16 protein-coding genes are annotated in these 18,746 nt (G+C 41.8%); 5 read left to right on the top strand and 11 right to left on the bottom strand.

What is annotated here, in order from left to right:
- Positions 1-29: 29 nt before the first annotated feature.
- The gene (locus tag ACK2WI_RS12060) at positions 30-854 is read left to right on the top strand and encodes a DNA alkylation repair protein (protein ID WP_409151029.1); all 825 of its coding nucleotides are present in this window, start codon (positions 30-32) and stop codon (positions 852-854) included.
- Here ACK2WI_RS12060 and ACK2WI_RS12055 read toward each other — a convergent pair.
- From ACK2WI_RS12055 to ACK2WI_RS12025, 7 genes are all read right to left on the bottom strand, one after another.
- Positions 751-3,027, bottom strand: a complete 2,277-nt coding sequence (locus tag ACK2WI_RS12055) for a GH92 family glycosyl hydrolase (RefSeq protein WP_409151028.1) — start codon at positions 3,025-3,027, stop codon at positions 751-753. The two genes, ACK2WI_RS12060 and ACK2WI_RS12055, sit on opposite strands and share 104 nt — an antisense overlap.
- 315 nt (positions 3,028-3,342) lie before the next feature.
- On the bottom strand, positions 3,343-4,410 hold the full coding sequence (locus ACK2WI_RS12050; RefSeq protein ID WP_409151026.1) for a metallophosphoesterase: 1,068 nt from the start codon (positions 4,408-4,410) through the stop codon (positions 3,343-3,345).
- 2 nt (positions 4,411-4,412) lie between these two features.
- Entirely contained in the window at positions 4,413-5,279 is an 867-nt protein-coding gene (locus ACK2WI_RS12045) for an SdiA-regulated domain-containing protein (RefSeq protein WP_409151024.1), read from the bottom strand.
- A 371-nt stretch (positions 5,280-5,650) separates the two neighbouring features.
- Positions 5,651-5,782 (bottom strand): hypothetical protein, encoded by a 132-nt coding sequence (locus ACK2WI_RS12040; RefSeq protein WP_409151022.1) that lies wholly within the window; start codon positions 5,780-5,782, stop codon positions 5,651-5,653.
- Positions 5,783-6,132: 350 nt separating this feature from the next.
- Positions 6,133-7,590 carry a SusD/RagB family nutrient-binding outer membrane lipoprotein gene (locus ACK2WI_RS12035; RefSeq protein ID WP_093099750.1) on the bottom strand — a complete coding sequence of 486 codons (1,458 nt, stop codon included), beginning with the start codon at positions 7,588-7,590 and terminating at the stop codon, positions 6,133-6,135.
- Positions 7,591-7,601: 11 nt separating this feature from the next.
- Entirely contained in the window at positions 7,602-10,865 is a 3,264-nt protein-coding gene (locus ACK2WI_RS12030; RefSeq protein WP_409151021.1) for a SusC/RagA family TonB-linked outer membrane protein, read from the bottom strand.
- A gap of 492 nt (positions 10,866-11,357) precedes the next feature.
- Complete coding sequence (locus tag ACK2WI_RS12025) at positions 11,358-12,185, bottom strand: 2OG-Fe(II) oxygenase (protein WP_409151020.1); 828 nt, start codon at positions 12,183-12,185, stop codon at positions 11,358-11,360.
- 328 nt (positions 12,186-12,513) lie between these two features.
- Here ACK2WI_RS12025 and ACK2WI_RS12020 point away from each other — a divergent pair, with 328 nt between their 5' ends.
- Entirely contained in the window at positions 12,514-12,699 is a 186-nt protein-coding gene (locus ACK2WI_RS12020; protein WP_313261586.1) for a hypothetical protein, read from the top strand.
- Between the two features lie 59 nt (positions 12,700-12,758).
- Here the strand turns inward: ACK2WI_RS12020 and ACK2WI_RS12015 are convergent, their stop codons facing one another.
- Entirely contained in the window at positions 12,759-13,016 is a 258-nt protein-coding gene (locus ACK2WI_RS12015) for a hypothetical protein (RefSeq protein ID WP_409151018.1), read from the bottom strand.
- Positions 13,017-13,186: 170 nt separating this feature from the next.
- A complete protein-coding gene (locus ACK2WI_RS12010) occupies positions 13,187-13,801 on the bottom strand; it encodes a hypothetical protein (protein ID WP_409151017.1) in 615 nt (204 codons plus the stop codon).
- Positions 13,802-14,277: 476 nt separating this feature from the next.
- On the opposite strand from ACK2WI_RS12010, the gene ACK2WI_RS12005 reads away from it, so the two are divergent.
- From ACK2WI_RS12005 to ACK2WI_RS11995, 3 genes are all read left to right on the top strand, one after another.
- Positions 14,278-14,430, top strand: a complete 153-nt coding sequence (locus ACK2WI_RS12005; RefSeq protein ID WP_409151016.1) for a hypothetical protein — start codon at positions 14,278-14,280, stop codon at positions 14,428-14,430.
- A gap of 192 nt (positions 14,431-14,622) precedes the next feature.
- The gene (locus ACK2WI_RS12000; protein ID WP_409151014.1) at positions 14,623-15,645 is read left to right on the top strand and encodes a nucleoside hydrolase; all 1,023 of its coding nucleotides are present in this window, start codon (positions 14,623-14,625) and stop codon (positions 15,643-15,645) included.
- Between the two features lie 839 nt (positions 15,646-16,484).
- Entirely contained in the window at positions 16,485-16,955 is a 471-nt protein-coding gene (locus ACK2WI_RS11995) for a hypothetical protein (RefSeq protein ID WP_409151012.1), read from the top strand.
- A gap of 1 nt (position 16,956) precedes the next feature.
- Here ACK2WI_RS11995 and ACK2WI_RS11990 read toward each other — a convergent pair whose 3' ends face one another.
- Together ACK2WI_RS11990 and ACK2WI_RS11985 are read right to left on the bottom strand one after the other, a co-directional pair.
- A complete protein-coding gene (locus ACK2WI_RS11990; protein ID WP_409151011.1) occupies positions 16,957-17,712 on the bottom strand; it encodes a LytR/AlgR family response regulator transcription factor in 756 nt (251 codons plus the stop codon).
- Positions 17,709-18,740, bottom strand: coding sequence for a sensor histidine kinase (locus ACK2WI_RS11985; protein ID WP_409151010.1), 1,032 nt, complete (start codon positions 18,738-18,740; stop codon positions 17,709-17,711). The genes ACK2WI_RS11990 and ACK2WI_RS11985 overlap by 4 nt, the downstream gene beginning before the upstream one ends.
- Positions 18,741-18,746: the final 6 nt, after the last annotated feature.

Here is an 18,746-nt window from a genome sequence, read left to right as displayed (position 1 = left end):
CTTCTGTCTATTTTTATAAATTTGATCCCATGGATGATCTTCTGCAAGATATCCGGCAAACCTTAATGGATAATGCCGATAAAACTACCTCAGATACCATGGCCCGTTTTTTTAAAGAAGGAGAAGGAGCCAAGCGCTATGGTGTGCCCATTGAAATCGCAAGGAAAATCGGCAAGGAGGTTTTCCGGGAAATCAAGAAGGAGCCAAAGCAGGAGATCTTTTCCCTATGTAACGAGCTTTGGAAATCCAAGATCTTTGAGGAAGCTTATATTGCTTGTATCATCAGCAAATCCATCCGTAAGCAATACGAAGCGAAAGACATGGAAATCTATGAAAACTGGGTCAATCTATATGTCAACAATTGGTCGGATTGCGATACGCTTTGCTGTACGACCATTGGTTATAATCTGATTCAATTTCCAGAAAATGTAAAAGTGCTGAAGACCTGGGCCAAATCCAAAAATCGCTGGACCAAGCGTGCCGCTGCGGTTAGTTTGGTGGTACCGGGAAAAAAGGGCTATTACTTGGCTGATGTTTTCCAGATAGCCGATATCCTCATGATGGATCCAGACGATATGGTGCAAAAAGGCTATGGCTGGATGTTGAAAGAAACCAGCAAAGCCTATGAAAAGGAGGTTTTCGACTATGTTATGAAGCACAAGGCAAGGATGCCAAGGACAGCCCTGCGATATGCCATTGAGAAAATGCCGGATGACCTTAAAGCCGAGGCCATGAAAAGCCATAGTTCTTTTACTGTTCTTGCATCAATGAAAAAGGTCTTGCCTCTTTACTGGTCCCTCTGCTTTTATTTGGGGTACCGCTCATCTGAAAGACAATTTCGCCGCCCTTATTGATGTCATCAAAGCTGATATAGTTTTTATTCAATGCTTTGCCATTTAGTTCAGCAGATTGGATGTAGACATTCTCCGCATTGTTGTTCTTTGCTTGGATAACAAAAGTTTTTCCGTTCTCTAAGCTGATGGTTGCCTTTTCAAATACAGGGCTCCCGATCACATATTGGTCCGTTCCTGGACAGACGCTATAGATCCCTAAGGCACTCAGGACGTACCAAGAAGACATCTGTCCTTGGTCTTCATCGCCCGGATAGCCCTTTTCAGTGGCGTTGTACAATTGCTTGCAGACCATGCGCACCTGTTTTTGCGCCTTCCAGGGTTCACCACTAAAGTTGTAGAGGTAGGGGACATGTTGGGTAGGTTGGTTTCCATGTGCATATTGTCCCATCTTTGCCAATAGCATCTCTCGCATTTCATGGATTTCCTGCTTGTAACTGCCGTATTTTATGCTTTGATCCATCGTGAAAAATGAATCCAACTTGGCATTGAATCTCTCTTGGCCTCCAATCATGCCGATTAAATCCTCAATGTTGTGCAAGACCGACCAGGTATATTGCCAAGCGTTTGCCTCTGTGAATGGACCGCCCCATTCAACAGGGTCAAAATCTGGCCGCCATTCACCATTTGCTAGTCTGCCCCGAACAAAGTTGACCTTTGGATCAAATACATTTCGGTAATTGTACATCTGTCGTCCAAACACATTTTCGTAGAAAGTATTCCCGGTCAACTTGGCCAATTGATAGGCACAAAAATCATCATAAGCATATTCCAAGGTTTTTGCGGTGCTTTCATGGATGTCGCCATAAGGGATATAGCCTAGTGTATAATACTCTTTCCAGCCTTCTCTTCCATTGGATCCCCCATAAAAGCCTTTGTTGGTGGTTTCATGATAATAGGCCCTCAGGGCAGAATCGGGGTCAAAGGTCCGGACGCCTTTCACCCAAGCATCGGTCAGTAGGGAGATGGCATGGTTCCCGATCATAACACCGGACATGCCCGGATTGGACCAAGTAGGGTAAAAACCAGCCTGTTGCTGAGCGTCCAGTAAGGATTGCATATACCTGCCCTGCATTTGCTGATGCAGGATGTTGCTCAATGGAAACTGTGCCCTGAAGGTATCCCAAAAACCATTGTCGGTATACATATAACCAGAATGGATCTTGCCATCATATGGACTGTAATAATAAGGATTGCCCTTGGCATCTATTTCATAGAACTTTCTAGAGAATAGGTTTGCGCGAAACAGGCAGGAATAGAAAGTTGCTCTATCCTCTTCCGTTCCCCCTTCCACCAAAACCCGATTCAAAAGCTCATTCCAAATCTCAAATCCCTTTTTCTTGGTAACTTCTAAATTCTTATGATCGGCTAATTCCTGTTTAAAATTGAGTCCAGCCTGCTCCGGACTGATATAGGAGGAAGCCATCTTGACCTCCACTTTGGAACCCGGCTTAAATTCTAAATATGCACCTACGCCCTTACCTAGGTCTTCCTTGTTGTTCGCCTTGATGCTTCCTTTCTCGTTCTCCCAGGTGCCGTAGGATTTAAAATCTTGATTGAACTCAAGTACAAAATAACTCTTAAAGTTTTCCGGTACTATCCTTCCATTGTTCACATAGCCAATTATTTTCCTTTCTTCCGGTATGATCTTGATCTCACAGTCTTTGGTATAGCCATCAAATACCAAGTTTGCTTTTCCATTCTTGGGAAAACTGAAGCGCATATGTGCCCCCCGTTCCACCGGACTGATCTCTGTCCGTATGCCATTGTCAAATTTTACGGAATAATAATGTGGCTTGGCAATCTCATTTGCATGTGAAAACTTCAATGCGCGCTGATCTTCATTGACGGTCAATTCCCCAATTCCCGGCATCAGAGAAAAAACCGCATAGTCGTTCATCCAGGGTGAACATTGATGCACCTGCTGGAACCCCCTGATCTTATCGGCTTGGTATTGATATTTCCAGCCATCGCCATTTTTCCCGGTCTGCGCAGAAAAGAAATGCACAGCAAAGGGAAGTCCAATGGTGGGATAAGTGTTCCCGTAAGAGAGGGCATATTCAGAATGTGTCCCTTGTAGGGTATTGACGTATTTTACTAAGTCTGGTTTTTGAGCCAAAAGAGAAGCCCCTTGCACCAATAAAATAAAGAGGGATATCAAGGATTTAAGCTGCATAAGGTTTAGAATTGCTGATTAATAGTTGATTAAAAATAATCATTTTTGGAATGGAAGGAGCGTAGAACAATGAAAATTATTGTTTTTGGAAGAGGGGATGAGCCCTTGCGGGCAATGTTATTAAGTTAGGGGTCTATTTTTTATTTTTTTATTCAGAGGTGTTTGTCATACCGAATCGTTAGATGAGGAAAGTATTTTCTTTTGTTTTATGCCGGTAAAGAAGATTAGTTGTAAAATATTCTACCCCTTCCACCGGTTTTTCCAAATTTCAATTCCTTATTGACCAAGGCTCCTGTTTATGGAGCCCTTCCGTCACTAAAACCCTATTAAGGTCTCATACGACTTCGTCAAGGAATCTCTCGGGCTATCGATATAAAAAGTCAATCTTACTTTCTGGTTATCCAAAAAATCAATCACCGAAAATCCTTGTCTATTATAGCCATATTTCAAGGGTTCCCTTTGATGTATATCCGATTGTTTCGACCCAGAACCACTGACCACCTGTCGGATTTTATCCTGCTCAATGTACTGTAATCCATGGTCATGACCTGCGACAAACAGCACCTTTGGATGATCTGCGGTGGCATCCGTAACCCTGTTGGTCAAATCTTGGTATATAGGGTGTTTGAGATCCTCCGCAAATTTTATTACATGCGTACGTAAAAGGGGATATAGCGAACCGATACCGGGAAGAGGGATATAGAGAGAGGACTTCACATCAGTAAGTGGAAAGATATGGTCTTTCCAATTGTAGATCAAGCTGTGGTCACCAAAGGATACCATGGGGTGATGCGAAATCATGAGCACCGTTTTATCCTTGTTTTCTGCCAAGATCTTCTTGATATCTGCAATGAACTGATCCTTTTCAGCTGATACATCTCGGTTATGGTGAGGGAAGAGCCAGAATTCACTGTCATACAATACAGCTATGGAATTGGGGTTAAGGTTCAGTACTGTTGGACCTATTTTTCCGGCTTGAGGCAGATACTTCAGCCCTGGGTCGCCATAGTTGTTCAGAAAATCCGCCTGTGCTTTTATTTTTTCTAGGCCCTCTTTGCCAGAACGGTCCCAATCATGGTTTCCAGCTAAGAAATAGACCGGAACCTGTAGATTTCTAAAGCCTTCAAATTGGGATTTTAGGATTTCCTGTGTTTCTTCTTTTTTCTTGCCGTTAAGAGCCATGCCGCTCGGATATATATTATCACCGATAAAAAAGGCCTTGGTCTTGTTTGGGATTTGCAGGCCATTGGCATTCTTGATCAGGAAGCTCTGTTTGCTGTTGATTTCTCCAGCATCTCCAAAAATGATCAATCGTTGTTCGATTTCCTGCGAAAAAGAGAATTGGCCAAAGAACATACTGGCAATTAAGAGTAGTTTTCTCATGATTATTTCATGTTGATCTGATAGATAAATGCGTTTTCAGCTTTTCCTTTTTCACTGCTGATAAACAATTGGCCCAGATTGTTGAAGCTGATACCTTCGGGTTGTTCCAACTGTTTCTTTTTGAAATGTTGGATTTCTTTAGCTTGGAAATTCTCGTCTAGCACCAATAACAGGCGGTCCACTGAAGAAAGGAGGTACCACTCCTCCGAAGAATTTCGTTTGGTTAAAGAAGAAGGTTTCAAGGTGTCTTTAACTTTAGGGTCTAGATTGCCAATATTGTTCAGGTCAAGGCTAAACTGGTTTTTTAGACTCAGATCCCCTTGGCCCAGGACGTTAAGCACATAACCGGTCAGGCTCGCATTTCCTCTATCGGTTTTACATGATTTGCAGATTACGACCAAGGAGTTGTTTTTTTGGTCATAAGCCATGGATTCGTATTCCCCCTTTTCCAATTTTCCTTTGAAAGTAGCAACCTTTCCTTGGTCTACATCCATGCTGATGGGAAAACTATGGATATCGCCATTGCTTTCCAGGACATAGAAGTATTTTCCATCTGTAGTGATCTCTTCATAATCGCCTGAAGGGCCAAATTCAAATTGAGAACTGATACTGCCGTTCTTGAGGTCATAGGTGAAGACAATACCTTCTTCATCTTGTACGACATAGGCTATGTCCTGGCTGTTCGAAAGAAAGGTCATGCCTGATATCTCATTCAATTCATTGGGTAGGGTATAAGTCTTTTTTGCATAGAGCTCAGCCGTATTGGATCTAGATAAATCTTCTTCGGTACCAGTGTTCTGACCAGTTTGCATCTGGCAGGACATCAAGGCGGATAGCAATAGCAAAAGGGGTAATGTTCTATATTTCATTGTTGTTTCGTGCGAATATTGATCTATTTCGCAAATTAAGCTACGGAAAATTTGAAAAAGCTGAGTCATCAATCGATAATATTTATCTGGGTTAGGAAAAAATGACGGATTTGCTTTGGGCTATAATATTGACCTCATTCGAGGCACATTCCGAATCTACCGGACGTGTCTCGAATATGGGGAAACTAATTCTCGGTAAATCTTTGTCAAGATAATAACGCTAAGAGCTGGAATTAAGCTGAAACAGGTCAGTAAAGGAGAATATAATATCCCATTGGAAACAATCATGGGCCGCCTTTTCTTGACGGTCCGGATATTTGAGATTTTTTGACGATCTCTTCGATTTCCACCCGATTTCCTTCTTTGTCCGATTATACCTCGATTCCATAGTCTAAGATCAATTCGGATTCTTCTTGGTTTTCATCCCCCTTGGAATGGTCCACGATGTTAGCACCTTTGTTTTGCGAACTGGTATGTGTTCGTTTTGCTCGGTAATAAGTCACTATCTACTTTGTCATTTCGGTAGAGGAAACTGTAAATACTGCGATGGCTAGTAGGAACGATAATCCCACTAATGGTTTTTCATAGATCTTTTTTTTCATAGATATTGTTTTTAGTCTTCGATTCCGCCTGGCCTATTTCTTTGCTGAATATATCCACTGCGATGCAAATCGGTGGCCTTAATATCCTTCAATTCCAGTCATTTTGAAGGCAAACGGACTTACAGAGCATCGAGAAGCCAGAAATTGAGCTATAGAGCGGGTTTTGGGGATTTAGCCCATCGCTCTTGCCATTTAGCAAATAGAGGCTGCCTGGGATGGGCAACCTCTATATTTTGGTACATTAGTAAGTCTTATTTTTCCCACCATACCTTAGTGTGGAAGGTATCGCCGCCCATTTGTTGGACTGCTTTGGCATAGTTGTCCGGATTAAATCGGCGAACTTCATTTTTATACATAAAGCGGGTTGGCATTACGCCATCGTGCAGCATGAATTCAGTTTTTGGGAGTTTTGGAAATCCTGTTCGACGGTATTCAAACCATTGTTGGTAATCCACCATAAACAGCGAAAGGTATTTCTGCAGCATGATCCTTTCCAGGGTTCCATCGAATGCTGCTGCTGGATTGTCGAAATAATTCGCTGGCAATGCGCCACCATATTGCTCGATAGAGGCCTTTACCCCTTTTTCATAAGCCGATTTCGCCTCTGCAGTCAATCCCAAGGCATTATAGGTTTCCGCTTTGATGAATTCCACTTCTGCATAGGTCATGATCAATTCCTTGATCGGAGTGCCTACCGCTTCCGGATACATCAAGTCTCCATTCGGGGTGCTTGGGCTATAAGTGATGGAAGAAAGATCACCAGAGTGACCTGCGGGAATTCCTTTATAACCGATGGGGACAATTTTACCATCAACCAGTTCCGTTGCCTGGGTCATGATGAATGGTCTCCTAGGGTCTTCTAAGGTATTCAAGTTATCGACAAAGAAAGAGGCCATCGCTGTAAAGTTCACGTAATCTTGGCGCCTCCCCCAAGCGTAATCATATGGAGAAAGACCTGTGATGCTCAAGATAGCTGCATCTTCATTGGAAGTGAAGATAGGGTATTTTTCAGGATCATCTAAAATAGTCTTGATCTTGGCATATACATTAGCGCGTTTGGAGGTTCTTAAGATATAGCGCAATAGCATGGAATTGTTGAACTTGCGCCATTTGTCCTTTTTATTATTGTACAACAGGTCATTTCCATTCATTTCTGATGGATCCGTGTACTGTATGTTCGCTTTTTCTAGAGCAGCAATCATATCGGTATAGATCTTTTCCTGTGTGTCGAATACCGGTTGATCTACACCGTCCTCGGCTTTCATAGCTTCAGAAAGAGGTACATCCCCAAAACTATCGGTCAAGATACCTGCGATATAGGCTTTCAATGTCGTTGCCACCGCTTCGTATACCGGTAGTTTTGTATTGCCATTGATGGCTGCGCTTTCCATTTCACGGATATTCCTCAGGTACCTATAGCAATTGTTCCATGTCCCATCACCTGATTGTTCGGTGAAGTAATAGCGGTGAATACCATTGGCAGCACTAGGGTTTGCTAGTCCATCTTGCATGATTTCCCAAGTGAAGTCATTGCTCCTGACCGTAAAATAAGTGGCCATTCCATATACCGTGGGGGTTACCAATGTTCCTGGAGCAACAAACTCCAGTTTGTTGGGATTGTTATTGATTTCGTCAAAGTCTTTCGTACATCCTGTCAATCCTGCGGAAAGAACAAGAGCGATAAGGATATTTTTATAGTTGATTTTCATTGTTTTTCAGCTTAGAAGTTTACTTTCAAATTCATTCCAAAGGTTCTTGTACTTGGCATCTGGCCCATCTCTACGCCCGGCATAATGGTTGCGCCATTTAATGCCGCGGTTTCAGGATCGTACATCGGGAAGTCGGTGATCATGAATAGATCACGACCGAAGAATGCGATTGAAGCGTTGTTCATTTTCCACTTTGAAACCAGAGATTTTGGCAATGCGTACTCAAACCTCACTTCACGAAGCTTTAGGTAGGAAGCATCAAAGCTGTTGGTTTCTACGTTGGCCCTTCTGTAGTAATCACCATAATAGGTATTGATCGCTACTTCTTTGGTATTTGGACTGAAAGAACCATCTGCATTTAGGATGACCCCTTCGCCAACAATTTTCCCGGTTTCACGACCGCGTAGCGTGTGTTCCAATTTACCTTGCTCGGACATCTTGTGATGCGTTTGCGAATAAACGATACCACCGTACTGACCATCGATCAAGGCGCTCAAAGTAAAGTTCTTGTACCTGAATTCATTGTGGAATCCACCTCTCCAATCTGCATAGGCATTCCCGATCTTCACTTTGTCGGCAGGACGTACCGGCAAACCGGTCTTGGCATCATAGATCACTTGTCCTTGGTCATTGCGCACTAATCCGTAGCCCCAAAGGTCACCTGTAGAACCACCTACGGTCGCTACGATCTCCGCTGCTCCCGATCCACTGGATGCGATTACCTGTTGCGGTGTTTCAACACCTTCGCTCAGTTCTAAGATCTCGTTGTTGTTCTTAGCCCAGTTGGCTGTAACATTCCATTGGAAGTTTTCATTCCTCACTGGCGTTCCGCTCAAGCTGACTTCCCAACCTTTGTTCTGGATCAGGCCACCATTGATCACTTCAGAGCTGAAACCAGTAGTGACGTCACGCGGAACGATCAGGATTTGGTTTCTCGAGCGGTTGAAATAATAGTTCACGTCAGCAGTCAAGCGATTGTTGAAGAAAGCAACATTTACCCCTGCTTCTGTAGAGGTCGAGATCTCCGGTTTCAGGTCTGCATTATGCAATAGTGATGGTGCTTCTGCTGAACCGGGGAAAATGGAGTTGTTGAAATACTTGATGGTTTGGTATGGATCGGCATCATTACCGACCTGCGCCCAAGATAGGCGAAGTTTGGCGAAGGAGATCTGACTTGGCATCTCTATCATCTCGCTCAGTACAAAACTACTGCTCACAGAAGGGTAGAAATAGGAACGGCTACTGTTTGGCAGGGTAGAAGACCAGTCATTTCTTGCGGTCACATCGACAAAGACCATGTCACGCCAGCCTAGGTTAACCATTCCGAATACACTTTGGATTTCCTTTTGGGTCGCCGTGTTTTCTGCCACTGGGCTTGTCAATGCATTCGCTAATTTGTAAACACCTGGCGAGGTCAATCCCCTAGCCACACCGATATCTTCCTTGATGTCGCGTTTCATGAGGTTTCCGCCTAGGGATACTCGGATATTGAAGTCTTCATTGATCTGATCATTATAAGACAGCAATGCATCGGTGTTGGCTTCCATATAGAATAGATCCTGTTGCTTATAATATCCTTTCGGAAAGTTGGCGGTATCCCATGGGCGCCTCTGTTCCCTGATATCGGAACGCATGGACAGACCCGACCGAAGCATGATTTCCCATTTAGGGTTAAAGGTATAGACCCCTTGTAGCATTCCGTCAATACCATGGCTCTTCAGGCTGTTGGTCATTTCATAGGCAATGACAAATGGGTTTTCTATATAGGAACTGAAAGGGTGGATCTGTTCGATATCTTCTCTGTCCTTTTTCCACATCGGTCTGTACCAATCTAGGCTGATGCTGGGGTTTTGGAAGATCATGAAATAACCAATGGACTGGTTGTTATATCCAGTTCCCGGAAGGTTATCACTGCCTTTGTTGGTATAGTTGGCCTTCATGTTGACCTTCAATTTATCGCTCAGTTTAGCCGAGGAATTGATCGATGCCACCAACCTTTCAAAGCCGGTATTTGGCATGATCCAGGAGTTTTTGGTGTGCGTCAATGATGCTCTTGTAGTGAAGTTTTCATTGCCGCCATCAAATGAAACACTGTTCATGTAGGTTTCTCCAACATTGAAGAAATCCTTTACCCCGCCCTTGTATGGGACCCAAGGAGTCCTGGTCGTTCCTCCGGTTTCGGTGCTTGGGTCATACTGAAAATACTCCTGACCGTCGAATTTTGGTCCGAAGGCACTGGAGGTTGATCCGGTGTTTTTACCGTCTTCGGTCAAACCATAGGAATAATATTGCTCGCCTGCAGCATTGCGCTCCAGGTTACCTTGTCCATATTCATATTGGAAAGCGGGCCATTTCAGGACCGATTGGAAGCTGGTATTGGAATTGATCGAGATCCCGATTCCATTTTTGCTGTTTCTTCCAGACTTGGTAGTAATGATTAAGGCTCCGTTGCCGGCACGGCTACCATACAGTGCGGTGGCGGCGGCGCCTTTAAGTACGGAGATGGATTCGATGTCATCTGGGTTGATATCGCCCAGACCGTTACCGAAGTCAATGGGAATATCTTTATCCGCACCGCTAGATCCTGCGCCATAAGCATCTGTTACACCCGAACTGAATCGGCCTGTTACCATCGGGATACCATCTACAACGATCAGGGCCTCGTTTTTGCCCGGATCTAAGGAGCGGTCTCCTCGTAAATTAATTCTTGCAGTATTTAACGGACCCGAACTTGCTTGCGTGATGTTCAATCCGGCAACCTTTCCTTTCATCGCGTCCACCCAGTTGCTTGGCGTAGCCTCTGTCATTTGTTCTGCCGTAACTTTACTTACTGCATATCCCAGAGACTTTTCCTCCCTTTTGATCCCTAATGCCGTCACCACCACCTCTTGGATGGATTCATCCGATGGGACCATGTTGATCCGGACGGCTTTGGTATCGCTGTTCCATTGTTGAGAATGGCTCTGGAAACCTAGGCTCTGGAAACTGACAGGTTTTCCGGGATCTACCTGAATGGAGAATTCACCATTTTGATTACTGGTTCCTATTGCTTTCCCATCAGCAATAATGGTTGCACCACTGATCGGCGTATTGCTGCTCTGATCGTAGATGATGCCTGCAACGGTGATCTTTTGCTGGTTTTTCCATTCCGCAGTTGTAGCATGCGTATGGAAGGCATGAGACATAGCTGGTGAGAAACCAAGTCCGAGAAGGAGTAAAACGGCGCATGAGGTTCGTTTGGAACTTCGATGAAAAGGAGTAGATACTTTTTTCATATAATTTTAAGATGTTAGATGTTGAGGAATCATGGGTTCTCCCTCAGTTGGTCAAAAGTAATTAGGTAATGTTAAGGTAATGTTACGCGATGGTTAACAATTAATAAATCAATAACCACAGAAATTGTTTTTTATTCCTAATCATTTAATTTTTAATGGTATTGGGCAGGCTGTTTTACCCGGATGTAAAATATATGTTAAAGGCGATGGGAGTGTTTTTAGCCAAAGAAGCTGTGGAAAGGTCACCTTGATGCTGTTCAGTCCGCATTTTGGGCCGTTAAATGGATTGTGGCATTTCTAAATCGATAGAGAAACCCTGTAATCTTTAATGGCTCAATAGAAAGGGAGCCCCCTATTTTTTAACAGAATGGTTAGTCCCATTAAAATTGGAGCTGTTTGAAATGGATGCGAGGAATGTTGGTTTAAAGTAGGGGTAGGAAGAAGGAAAAGATGGAGCTGACCAAAGGAGATCCTGGTCAGCCCTATATAAAATTACAATAATCGCGCTACGATTTTATTATAGATTCTTCTTAGGATTGGCTTTTTCCTTCTGGACTCATCGTATCTATCCCAAGCCACTGAATCTTCACTTGAATTTTTCCTTTTCACAAAGATGGAGTTGTGCCCGTCCTTGAAAGCTACTGCTTCGGTTTCTGGCCTGCCGTTGGAATAAAAATAGAGTGCCAATGATTTTCGGCTCATATGTTCAGGGCAAGTCAATGGGTTCGGTAAACCATGGTAGGATACCGAAGTGGTTGAAAACATAGCAATGGAATTGAAGTTTGGAGCGAACTTATCGACACAACCATTCATTTCCTCGTCCCATAGTTCGAAATGCCCCCCATATTCATCTTTCCAATCCTTATTTAAATATACAATAAGGTTGACACGGCGGTCAAGCCCATTGATAGGGTGTTTGTTGAAATCGGCATGTACTTTTAATAAACCGCCACGCTTGGTTTCATGAAGTCCAGCACCAGAGAAATAAGGGTCTCCGAATAATGTTTCTTCGATGCTGGTGATTTCCTTTACAAAATTCAAAAAAGGCTCTGAGTTCAAGAAATGCATCAGTTGCTTGGTTTTGGGACCAAAAAGCTCCTCTCCGTTTCCTGCCAACTTTTTCTGCAATGGATCATTGTAAACAATATTGTTTCCTTTGGAAAGATCAGGGAATTCTTCTAACACTTCAGTTAAAAACTCGGGATTGAAGAAATTCTCCAATGAAATGGAAGGGAATGGGTTAGCATTCTTGTACTTGGCCTTATGCTTCCTAGCATAATCCATGAGATCTTGATTGTGGGAATTAAGATAAGGATTCATCGTAGTAGTTGTAATAAAGGCTGCTAGCCGATTAAGTTAATATTGATTTTGATTTTATAAAGTTCGATAATTTTAATTCTTTCAGTTGTGATTTACCTATACTAAACTTAGAATTGTCGATTTAATGCTACATCCGGGCCTGTATAAAATTAACCGATGTTTAAATTTTGTCAGAAATCGTGAAATACTTGACCTATGGCAATATGACCTATCGTATGGGTAGATTAATATTAAATGAAAACATTTGTTGTGACAATCTGTTATAACTCAAATTATAAACTTTAAAACATCAAATATGAAAGGAAATTGGATCATTAAATTTCGTCCAATGGCAGTGTTAATGCTGTTGTTTGTGTCCCTTCAAACTTGGGCACAGGACAAAGGATTGGATATCAACGTGGATATCGACAAAGGAGATGAAGGTATGTTTTCGAAGCCTTGGGTATGGGTAGTCGGTGGGGCGGTCTTTATTTTGCTATTGGTTGCCTTGTTGCGAGGTGGCGGAAAGAAATAAGCATATACGAAAAAAAACAAGGCTTCCAATTTTGGAAGCCTTGTTTATTATGAATTAACTTATAAACAGTTCGTGATTTCCCATCCGAATGATGTATTGACCTTGTCTTCCTTCTGATCGGTATTGCTATCGTTTGAAATTTCCTGACGGGTTCCATGTGCTACCTCAACTGAATTTTGAAAAAAGCCCATTGTTTTGGAACTTATGTTTTCCAAGGTGCTACGAAAGTCAAAAGACTGTGCTTTTGAGGCTGTCAAAAGGAATGAAGCCATCAAAATAAAAACATTCAATCCCTTCTTATGGTTTATTCTTCTCATTGTATTTCTCCTCCATTTAACTCGCTAAACCAAAGATGAAGCAAAGTTCTTCGCCACACAAAAGAAGGGTTTGCGGATTTATATAAATGGAGGAGCAATGCCTAGGAATTGCTGTTTAAATTATATAAAATGAATAGAAAGTGGAGCTGGAAAGGCTATTGATTGCTTTTCTATTTTAATGCTGTAATCGATACGATCCTGACTCCATTGAATGGGATGTCTTCATAAGGCTTTAATCTGATACCTACCATGGAAATTATTCCATTGTTATTCGTTTCAAAGATGGCCTCATCGTCTTTGCTTGGAACCAACCAGGTGTCTTTTGCTTTTTGATAGATTTGATCGATGGTCATCGTGAGACCCTTGGGGTCATATTTTCCTAAATTATTTTGATCTTCTTCCCATTCCATACCAGCAATAAAATCGGCAGTAAGCATTTCCTCGATTCGCGCTTTGTCCATGTTGGCAGAAATCAGCGCTTCTCGTATGTTTTCTGCTGTCCAGCCAGTTACTGGCCTTTGAACCAATTGCAGATCCTTTTTATAACCACTTCTTTTTGTTAAAACCCCATTTTCTACCGTTAGGGTAATCCTAGAAGGTAAAGTTGAAAAGATGCGATCAGTTTCAATTACATAAGTATAACTGTTATTGTTTTCTGATTTGAACGCCTCCCATTTTTTTAAACTCTTTTTATAGGCGGATTCATGTTCAATATTTAAGGATTCATCTTTGCTGCAGGAAAATAACAGTATCAGTATCGAAAATATGCTGAATAGGTTTTTCATAATAAGGTTTTTATTGGGGTGAAAATTAACTCTTTTTTATATAACGTTGTTTTTATTCATACTGCTACGCCCAATGTTATTAGGTTAAGGTTTTTTTTGTGCGGAGTTTCATCCGAAATATCTCGGAGAAATGCGAACCTTCAAATTCAATGACAGCTTTTATTGAATTGACGAACAGTTCTTCAATCGAAGATTGAAGATGACAAAGTCTCTAGGTGGAGAACCGTACAGATTCTTCACTTATCGTTCAGAAATGGAAATGAATTAGAAAGGGATTTTCAGAAAAATATTTCACCCCTTCCAGAGGTTATCCGTTAAACGGTACATTTTTCTACAAAGATTCCACCCCCACTGGGGGTTGCCTATCCAGGCAAACAACCAACCTTCCGAAGGTAGCGCTTTAGCCCCCGGCTCATTTCCAGTGGCGGAAAAATGGAAAGAATGCCGTCGACTTGTGCGATGGGATTGGCCTTGGAATGCTTTCATTAGATCATCCCATCAAAAGGGATGATCTAATGAAAGATATTCCCGACAACAAGGCATTCTATCCATGTGCGGATGATTGTGCGAAAAGCCACCTTAAATGGGCCGAAGCGTTTACGGATTCGAGTTGTTTTTGGTATCCGTGAGCTCCTTCGTCGGTTTGGTACTTTTGCGCTTCAAAAGTAACGAAGAATCTAAATTTTGTTTTTTCTTAACCTAGTGACATTGCGCTACGCCATTGGCTTAGAATGTTTTGTATCTGGATTTTGGGATAATTTCATTATCTTAAATGAGCAAATGCTTATGAAAACCTGAAGTATACTCCTAAAACCTGTACGATGAGAAATCAAGCTAACTTTATGTTAAAAACATCCATTATTTCATTCTTGTTCATTTTTATTGCACAATATCCTGTGCTTTCCAAAACATATCCAGCTGATTCTGCTAAAGTGAAGATCATATTTGACACGGATATGGGGCCGGATTATGATGATATAGGAGCCATTGCGCTGCTCCATGCTTTTGCCAATCAAGGGAAAGTAGAAATATTGGACACGGTTTCTTCGGATGCCCATAAGGATATTCCGGGGACTATCGAAGTTTACAATAAGTATTTTAAACGTGGAGATATTCCCGTGGGACAGACTTATAGCCCCTTGGCTCCCAATTTTACAGCAGCGAACAATTGGAATGAGCAGATCATTAAAAAGTTTGAGCCAACGCTATTAAATAAGAAATACGAGTCTTCGGTATCGATTTATAGGAAAGTCTTAGCGGAGCAGCCGGATAATAGCGTCACGATCGTGACTGTGGGCTTCATGACTAACATCAGTGATCTATTGCAATCAAAAGCGGATAAGTACTCCAATCTAACTGGAATGGAGTTGCTGGAGAAAAAAGTAAAGAATTGGGTGGCGATGGCTGGCGGCTTCCCACAAGGCAGGGAGTTTAATATCCATAAGGATGCAGAGTCGGGGGTATATGCCTTTGATCATTTTCCTAAGCCCATTCTGTTTTCTGGATTTGAAATAGGGGATAAGATCAAAACTGGGGGTAAAATAGCCGAACAAAAGTTGGAGAGCAGTCCTGTTTCCGTTGGTTATCAGATCAATTTGGCGAGTTACGCCAAGGAAGCAGTTAAGGCTAGGAGCTCTTGGGATCAGACCGCTGTCTTGATTGCTGCGGAAAATCCGGAAAAGTACTTTTACCTAAGTGGGCCTGGGACGATGAAGACCGAAAAGGATGGTTCAAATTATTGGGAGCCATCAGCTCAAGGGAAGCATAAATTTATTATCCATAAATACCCTTACAAGAAGCTGGAGGAGGTAATCGATAAATTGATGTTGGAACAACCAAGGTAAGCTTTGGCAAAAAGATGCCCAATCCCATTGATCTGGGTGTTTTGATGCTGTAAAGCTGAAATTGAATTCTTCAGCGATATGTACTCTAATGTATTGAACTAAGACAAATTTGATGATTAAGCCTCGGGCGATGGATTAATCTGAATATTTGGTCTGACAATAAATAGAAAATAGAAAATTTAAATGTTGAGAATTAAGGAGCGCTAGTGTGATAACTCTTAATCTCTTTCACGTAGTACATACGAGGATCTATGGCATTGATTGCAAGAATACCTCTTTACGGGCAAGAAAAACAAAAATGACTTGACCCACCACGGTCTACGTACTCGAGAGTAGAGGTATGCTTCTCCACAATGAGGACATAAAGGGTGAGACTGACTCATAGAAGTCGATTTTAAACTAATAATCTTCATACAATAGTTTCAAATAGTTTTTGTGAATTAAAAAAATTAAACATCATCCCAGAAAAGAATGGTTTAGGGTTTAGTTATCAAATAAACGACCAAACTCTATATTTATTTTGTCTTTTATAGGGAGATAAATTACATGTAACAACATGTATGGTTAAACCCTTTGATTTATAGTTATTTAACCGGGTGAAAGTTAGCTGTTTGATATTAACACCCTGTTAAGAAATCTGTAATGTTAAATTAATTGTTCGATGTAAAAATCAGTTTGGGAACAGATAGTGTGTGATGGAAGAGTGTGAAAAACAAATGTTTAACCATCTAATCCTTGTAATTGCAAATAGTTTTGTGTGATTTTGATAATACTTTTTAAAAATAACAAAAAATAATGAAATTTGTTCTGTTAACAATTAAATAATAGATCTGAGCAATATGAGAAAAACCATAATAATCCTTGGTTTGTTGTTGGTTATGCTGAATGTAGGCTTTTCGCAGGAAAAGAGACAAAAAACTGATGGTTGGATTTTTGGTCCTTCGATTGGCTACCAATACCAAAGCGGCAATTTCTTGAAGGCATCGGCATGGGGATTATTTGCTCCGAACCAGTCCCAGTATATCAAGTTTGATGCTGGAGCCAACTTTACTTGGATGATGGATCAGTCTACCGTAATTCCGGAATTTGGGGTTACCTATTATCTCAATAACGTGGCGGTATGGCCTTTCATCAAGGGAGAAATTACGCCCTATACAGCTACGGCGAAAGCGGGGATCAGTGTTTTTTCTATATTGGAGCTTTCTGCAGGATATGGGTTTGATATCAATACCAAGGAAAACTTTAAGCCTATCGATGGTTTTACCTTTGGAGTAGGGCTTAATATCCCACTCAAGATCCACCTGTACTAGCCTATTCTAACCATTCTTTAAAATCGTTTACCCTTTCTCGGCTTACAATGAGTTCTTGAGAAGGGCAATGATTCAGTTGGATCCTTAATCGGGAGCTGGAATGGACCGCGATGTTCTGGATAGCGTTGATGTTGATGATATTTCCTCTACTTATCCTAAAGAATTTCTGGGGGTCCAAAACCGCCTCGATCTGTTCTAATGTTTGATCCAGCAAATATTGACTGTTGTTGTCGCAATAGGCATAAGTTCCCTTGTTTTCTGAAAAGAAACATTCAATTTCTTCAATTGGAATCAGTTTGATGCTGTTACCGACCTTGATACTAAATCGAGTTTTGTATTGGTTCTTATCTGGGCTGATCAGGTTTTTGATTTCCTGCAGATCGATGCTAGGTTGCTTATTCCTTAGTTTTTCAAATTTGGCTATGGCGCTTTCAAGTTCTTCCTCGGCAACCGGCTTGAGGAGATAGTCTATGCTATTGAGCTTAAATGCACGGATGGCAAACTCGTCAAAAGCGGTTGTGAAGATAATGGCGCTTTGGATTTCCATTCCTTCGAAGATCTCAAATGATAGGCCGTCGGATAGTTGGATGTCGAGAAAAATCAAGTCGGGAGCCTGGTTTTCGGAGAACCATTTCTTTGCTTGTTCAACGGAATGCAGCATTTCGATGGGTTGGATTCCCAAGCTGTTCAATTTTCTAGCTAATAGTCGGGCTGCTGGTTTTTCGTCTTCGATAATTAAGGTTTGGTAATCTCTCATGAAACTAGGATTGGCAATTTAACAGTGAATTTCTCTTCGGACCTAATGATTTGGATATCCTTCTTACTGGTCAATAGGTAGCGATCGCGGATGTTCTTTAGCCCAACCTTGGTGGAAGTGTTTTTGTTTTCTTTCTCTTGCAGATTGTTTTCCACCACCAGTAAATCTCTTTCTTGAAAGATTTTGATCTTTAGCGGGCTGCGTTCCGTGGCTTTATTGTGCTGGATACAGTTTTCTAACAATAACTGTAGGGCAAGAGGAACCGTACTGTCGGTTTCTTGGAGGTTTTGGACGTCAATCTTGTATTCTATGGCATCTTCAAAACGGATCTGCAACAGGGATATATAATTGTTCGCAAATTCCAGTTCTTGCTTGATGCTCACATATTCCTTGTCTTTGTGCTCCAAGATGTACCGGTAGATCTTGGAAAGGGACTTGGTGTAGGTAATGGCATTCTTTTGATCCTCCTCGATCAATCCGATCAGCACGTTCAGGCTATTGAAGAGAAAGTGGGGGTCTATCTGGTTCTTTAATGATTCGAGTTGTGCTGTTGCTTCTCCAGCGATCTTTTTTTGTTGGGCAATCTGCTTGTTCTTGTGTTGTTTGAAATAGTAGAACGCATAGAAACCCAGTCCAATCAGGATGGAAATAATGGTGAGCGGGATATAGCTGAACCAGTTTTCATTGCTGATGAACTCGTTGAATGATCTCTTGAGCATCGTTGTAGAGATCAACATATTGATGATGAAAATAACGATCGGAGCTTGGATACAGGTCAGGATGATATAGCCAAGGACCCTATGGGATACCTTGGTTTTATCGGGGACAAAGAGGTTTAAGATACGGTCGGAATTACTTCCGGCAAGGAAAAGGCAAACGCCATAGGCCAAGCCTGCAATGGATTCGGGAGCTTTGATGAAAGACATTTCTAAGCTCCCGGTTTCAAACAGTACATAGATTGCAATGCAGCTGTAGATTGCTAAACTGATGGTTACTGCCGGTATAATGGACCTTAGAAATGGCTTCATTGATTG

Origin of the sequence: Sphingobacterium sp. BS-2, from assembly GCF_046161205.1 — a bacterium.
In the GTDB taxonomy this organism is placed as follows: domain Bacteria; phylum Bacteroidota; class Bacteroidia; order Sphingobacteriales; family Sphingobacteriaceae; genus Sphingobacterium; species Sphingobacterium mizutaii.
The sequence above is the reverse complement of the archived record's forward strand: the minus strand, read 5'-3'. Positions and strand labels throughout refer to the sequence as shown.

Excerpts from the sequence above, each read along its gene's own strand:
- ACK2WI_RS12060 (WP_409151029.1), top strand. The coding sequence starts at position 30 with ATGGATGATCTTCTGCAAGATATCCGGCAAACCTTAATGGATAATGCC.
- ACK2WI_RS12055 (WP_409151028.1), bottom strand. The coding sequence starts at position 3,027 with ATGCAGCTTAAATCCTTGATATCCCTCTTTATTTTATTGGTGCAAGGG.
- ACK2WI_RS12050 (WP_409151026.1), bottom strand. The coding sequence starts at position 4,410 with ATGAGAAAACTACTCTTAATTGCCAGTATGTTCTTTGGCCAATTCTCT.
- ACK2WI_RS12045 (WP_409151024.1), bottom strand. The coding sequence starts at position 5,279 with ATGAAATATAGAACATTACCCCTTTTGCTATTGCTATCCGCCTTGATG.
- ACK2WI_RS12035 (WP_093099750.1), bottom strand. The coding sequence starts at position 7,590 with ATGAAAATCAACTATAAAAATATCCTTATCGCTCTTGTTCTTTCCGCA.
- ACK2WI_RS12030 (WP_409151021.1), bottom strand. The coding sequence starts at position 10,865 with ATGAAAAAAGTATCTACTCCTTTTCATCGAAGTTCCAAACGAACCTCA.
- ACK2WI_RS12025 (WP_409151020.1), bottom strand. The coding sequence starts at position 12,185 with ATGAATCCTTATCTTAATTCCCACAATCAAGATCTCATGGATTATGCT.
- ACK2WI_RS12020 (WP_313261586.1), top strand. The coding sequence starts at position 12,514 with ATGGCAGTGTTAATGCTGTTGTTTGTGTCCCTTCAAACTTGGGCACAG.
- ACK2WI_RS12015 (WP_409151018.1), bottom strand. The coding sequence starts at position 13,016 with ATGAGAAGAATAAACCATAAGAAGGGATTGAATGTTTTTATTTTGATG.
- ACK2WI_RS12010 (WP_409151017.1), bottom strand. The coding sequence starts at position 13,801 with ATGAAAAACCTATTCAGCATATTTTCGATACTGATACTGTTATTTTCC.
- ACK2WI_RS12005 (WP_409151016.1), top strand. The coding sequence starts at position 14,278 with ATGCTTTCATTAGATCATCCCATCAAAAGGGATGATCTAATGAAAGAT.
- ACK2WI_RS12000 (WP_409151014.1), top strand. The coding sequence starts at position 14,623 with ATGAGAAATCAAGCTAACTTTATGTTAAAAACATCCATTATTTCATTC.
- ACK2WI_RS11995 (WP_409151012.1), top strand. The coding sequence starts at position 16,485 with ATGAGAAAAACCATAATAATCCTTGGTTTGTTGTTGGTTATGCTGAAT.
- ACK2WI_RS11990 (WP_409151011.1), bottom strand. The coding sequence starts at position 17,712 with ATGAGAGATTACCAAACCTTAATTATCGAAGACGAAAAACCAGCAGCC.
- ACK2WI_RS11985 (WP_409151010.1), bottom strand. The coding sequence starts at position 18,740 with ATGAAGCCATTTCTAAGGTCCATTATACCGGCAGTAACCATCAGTTTA.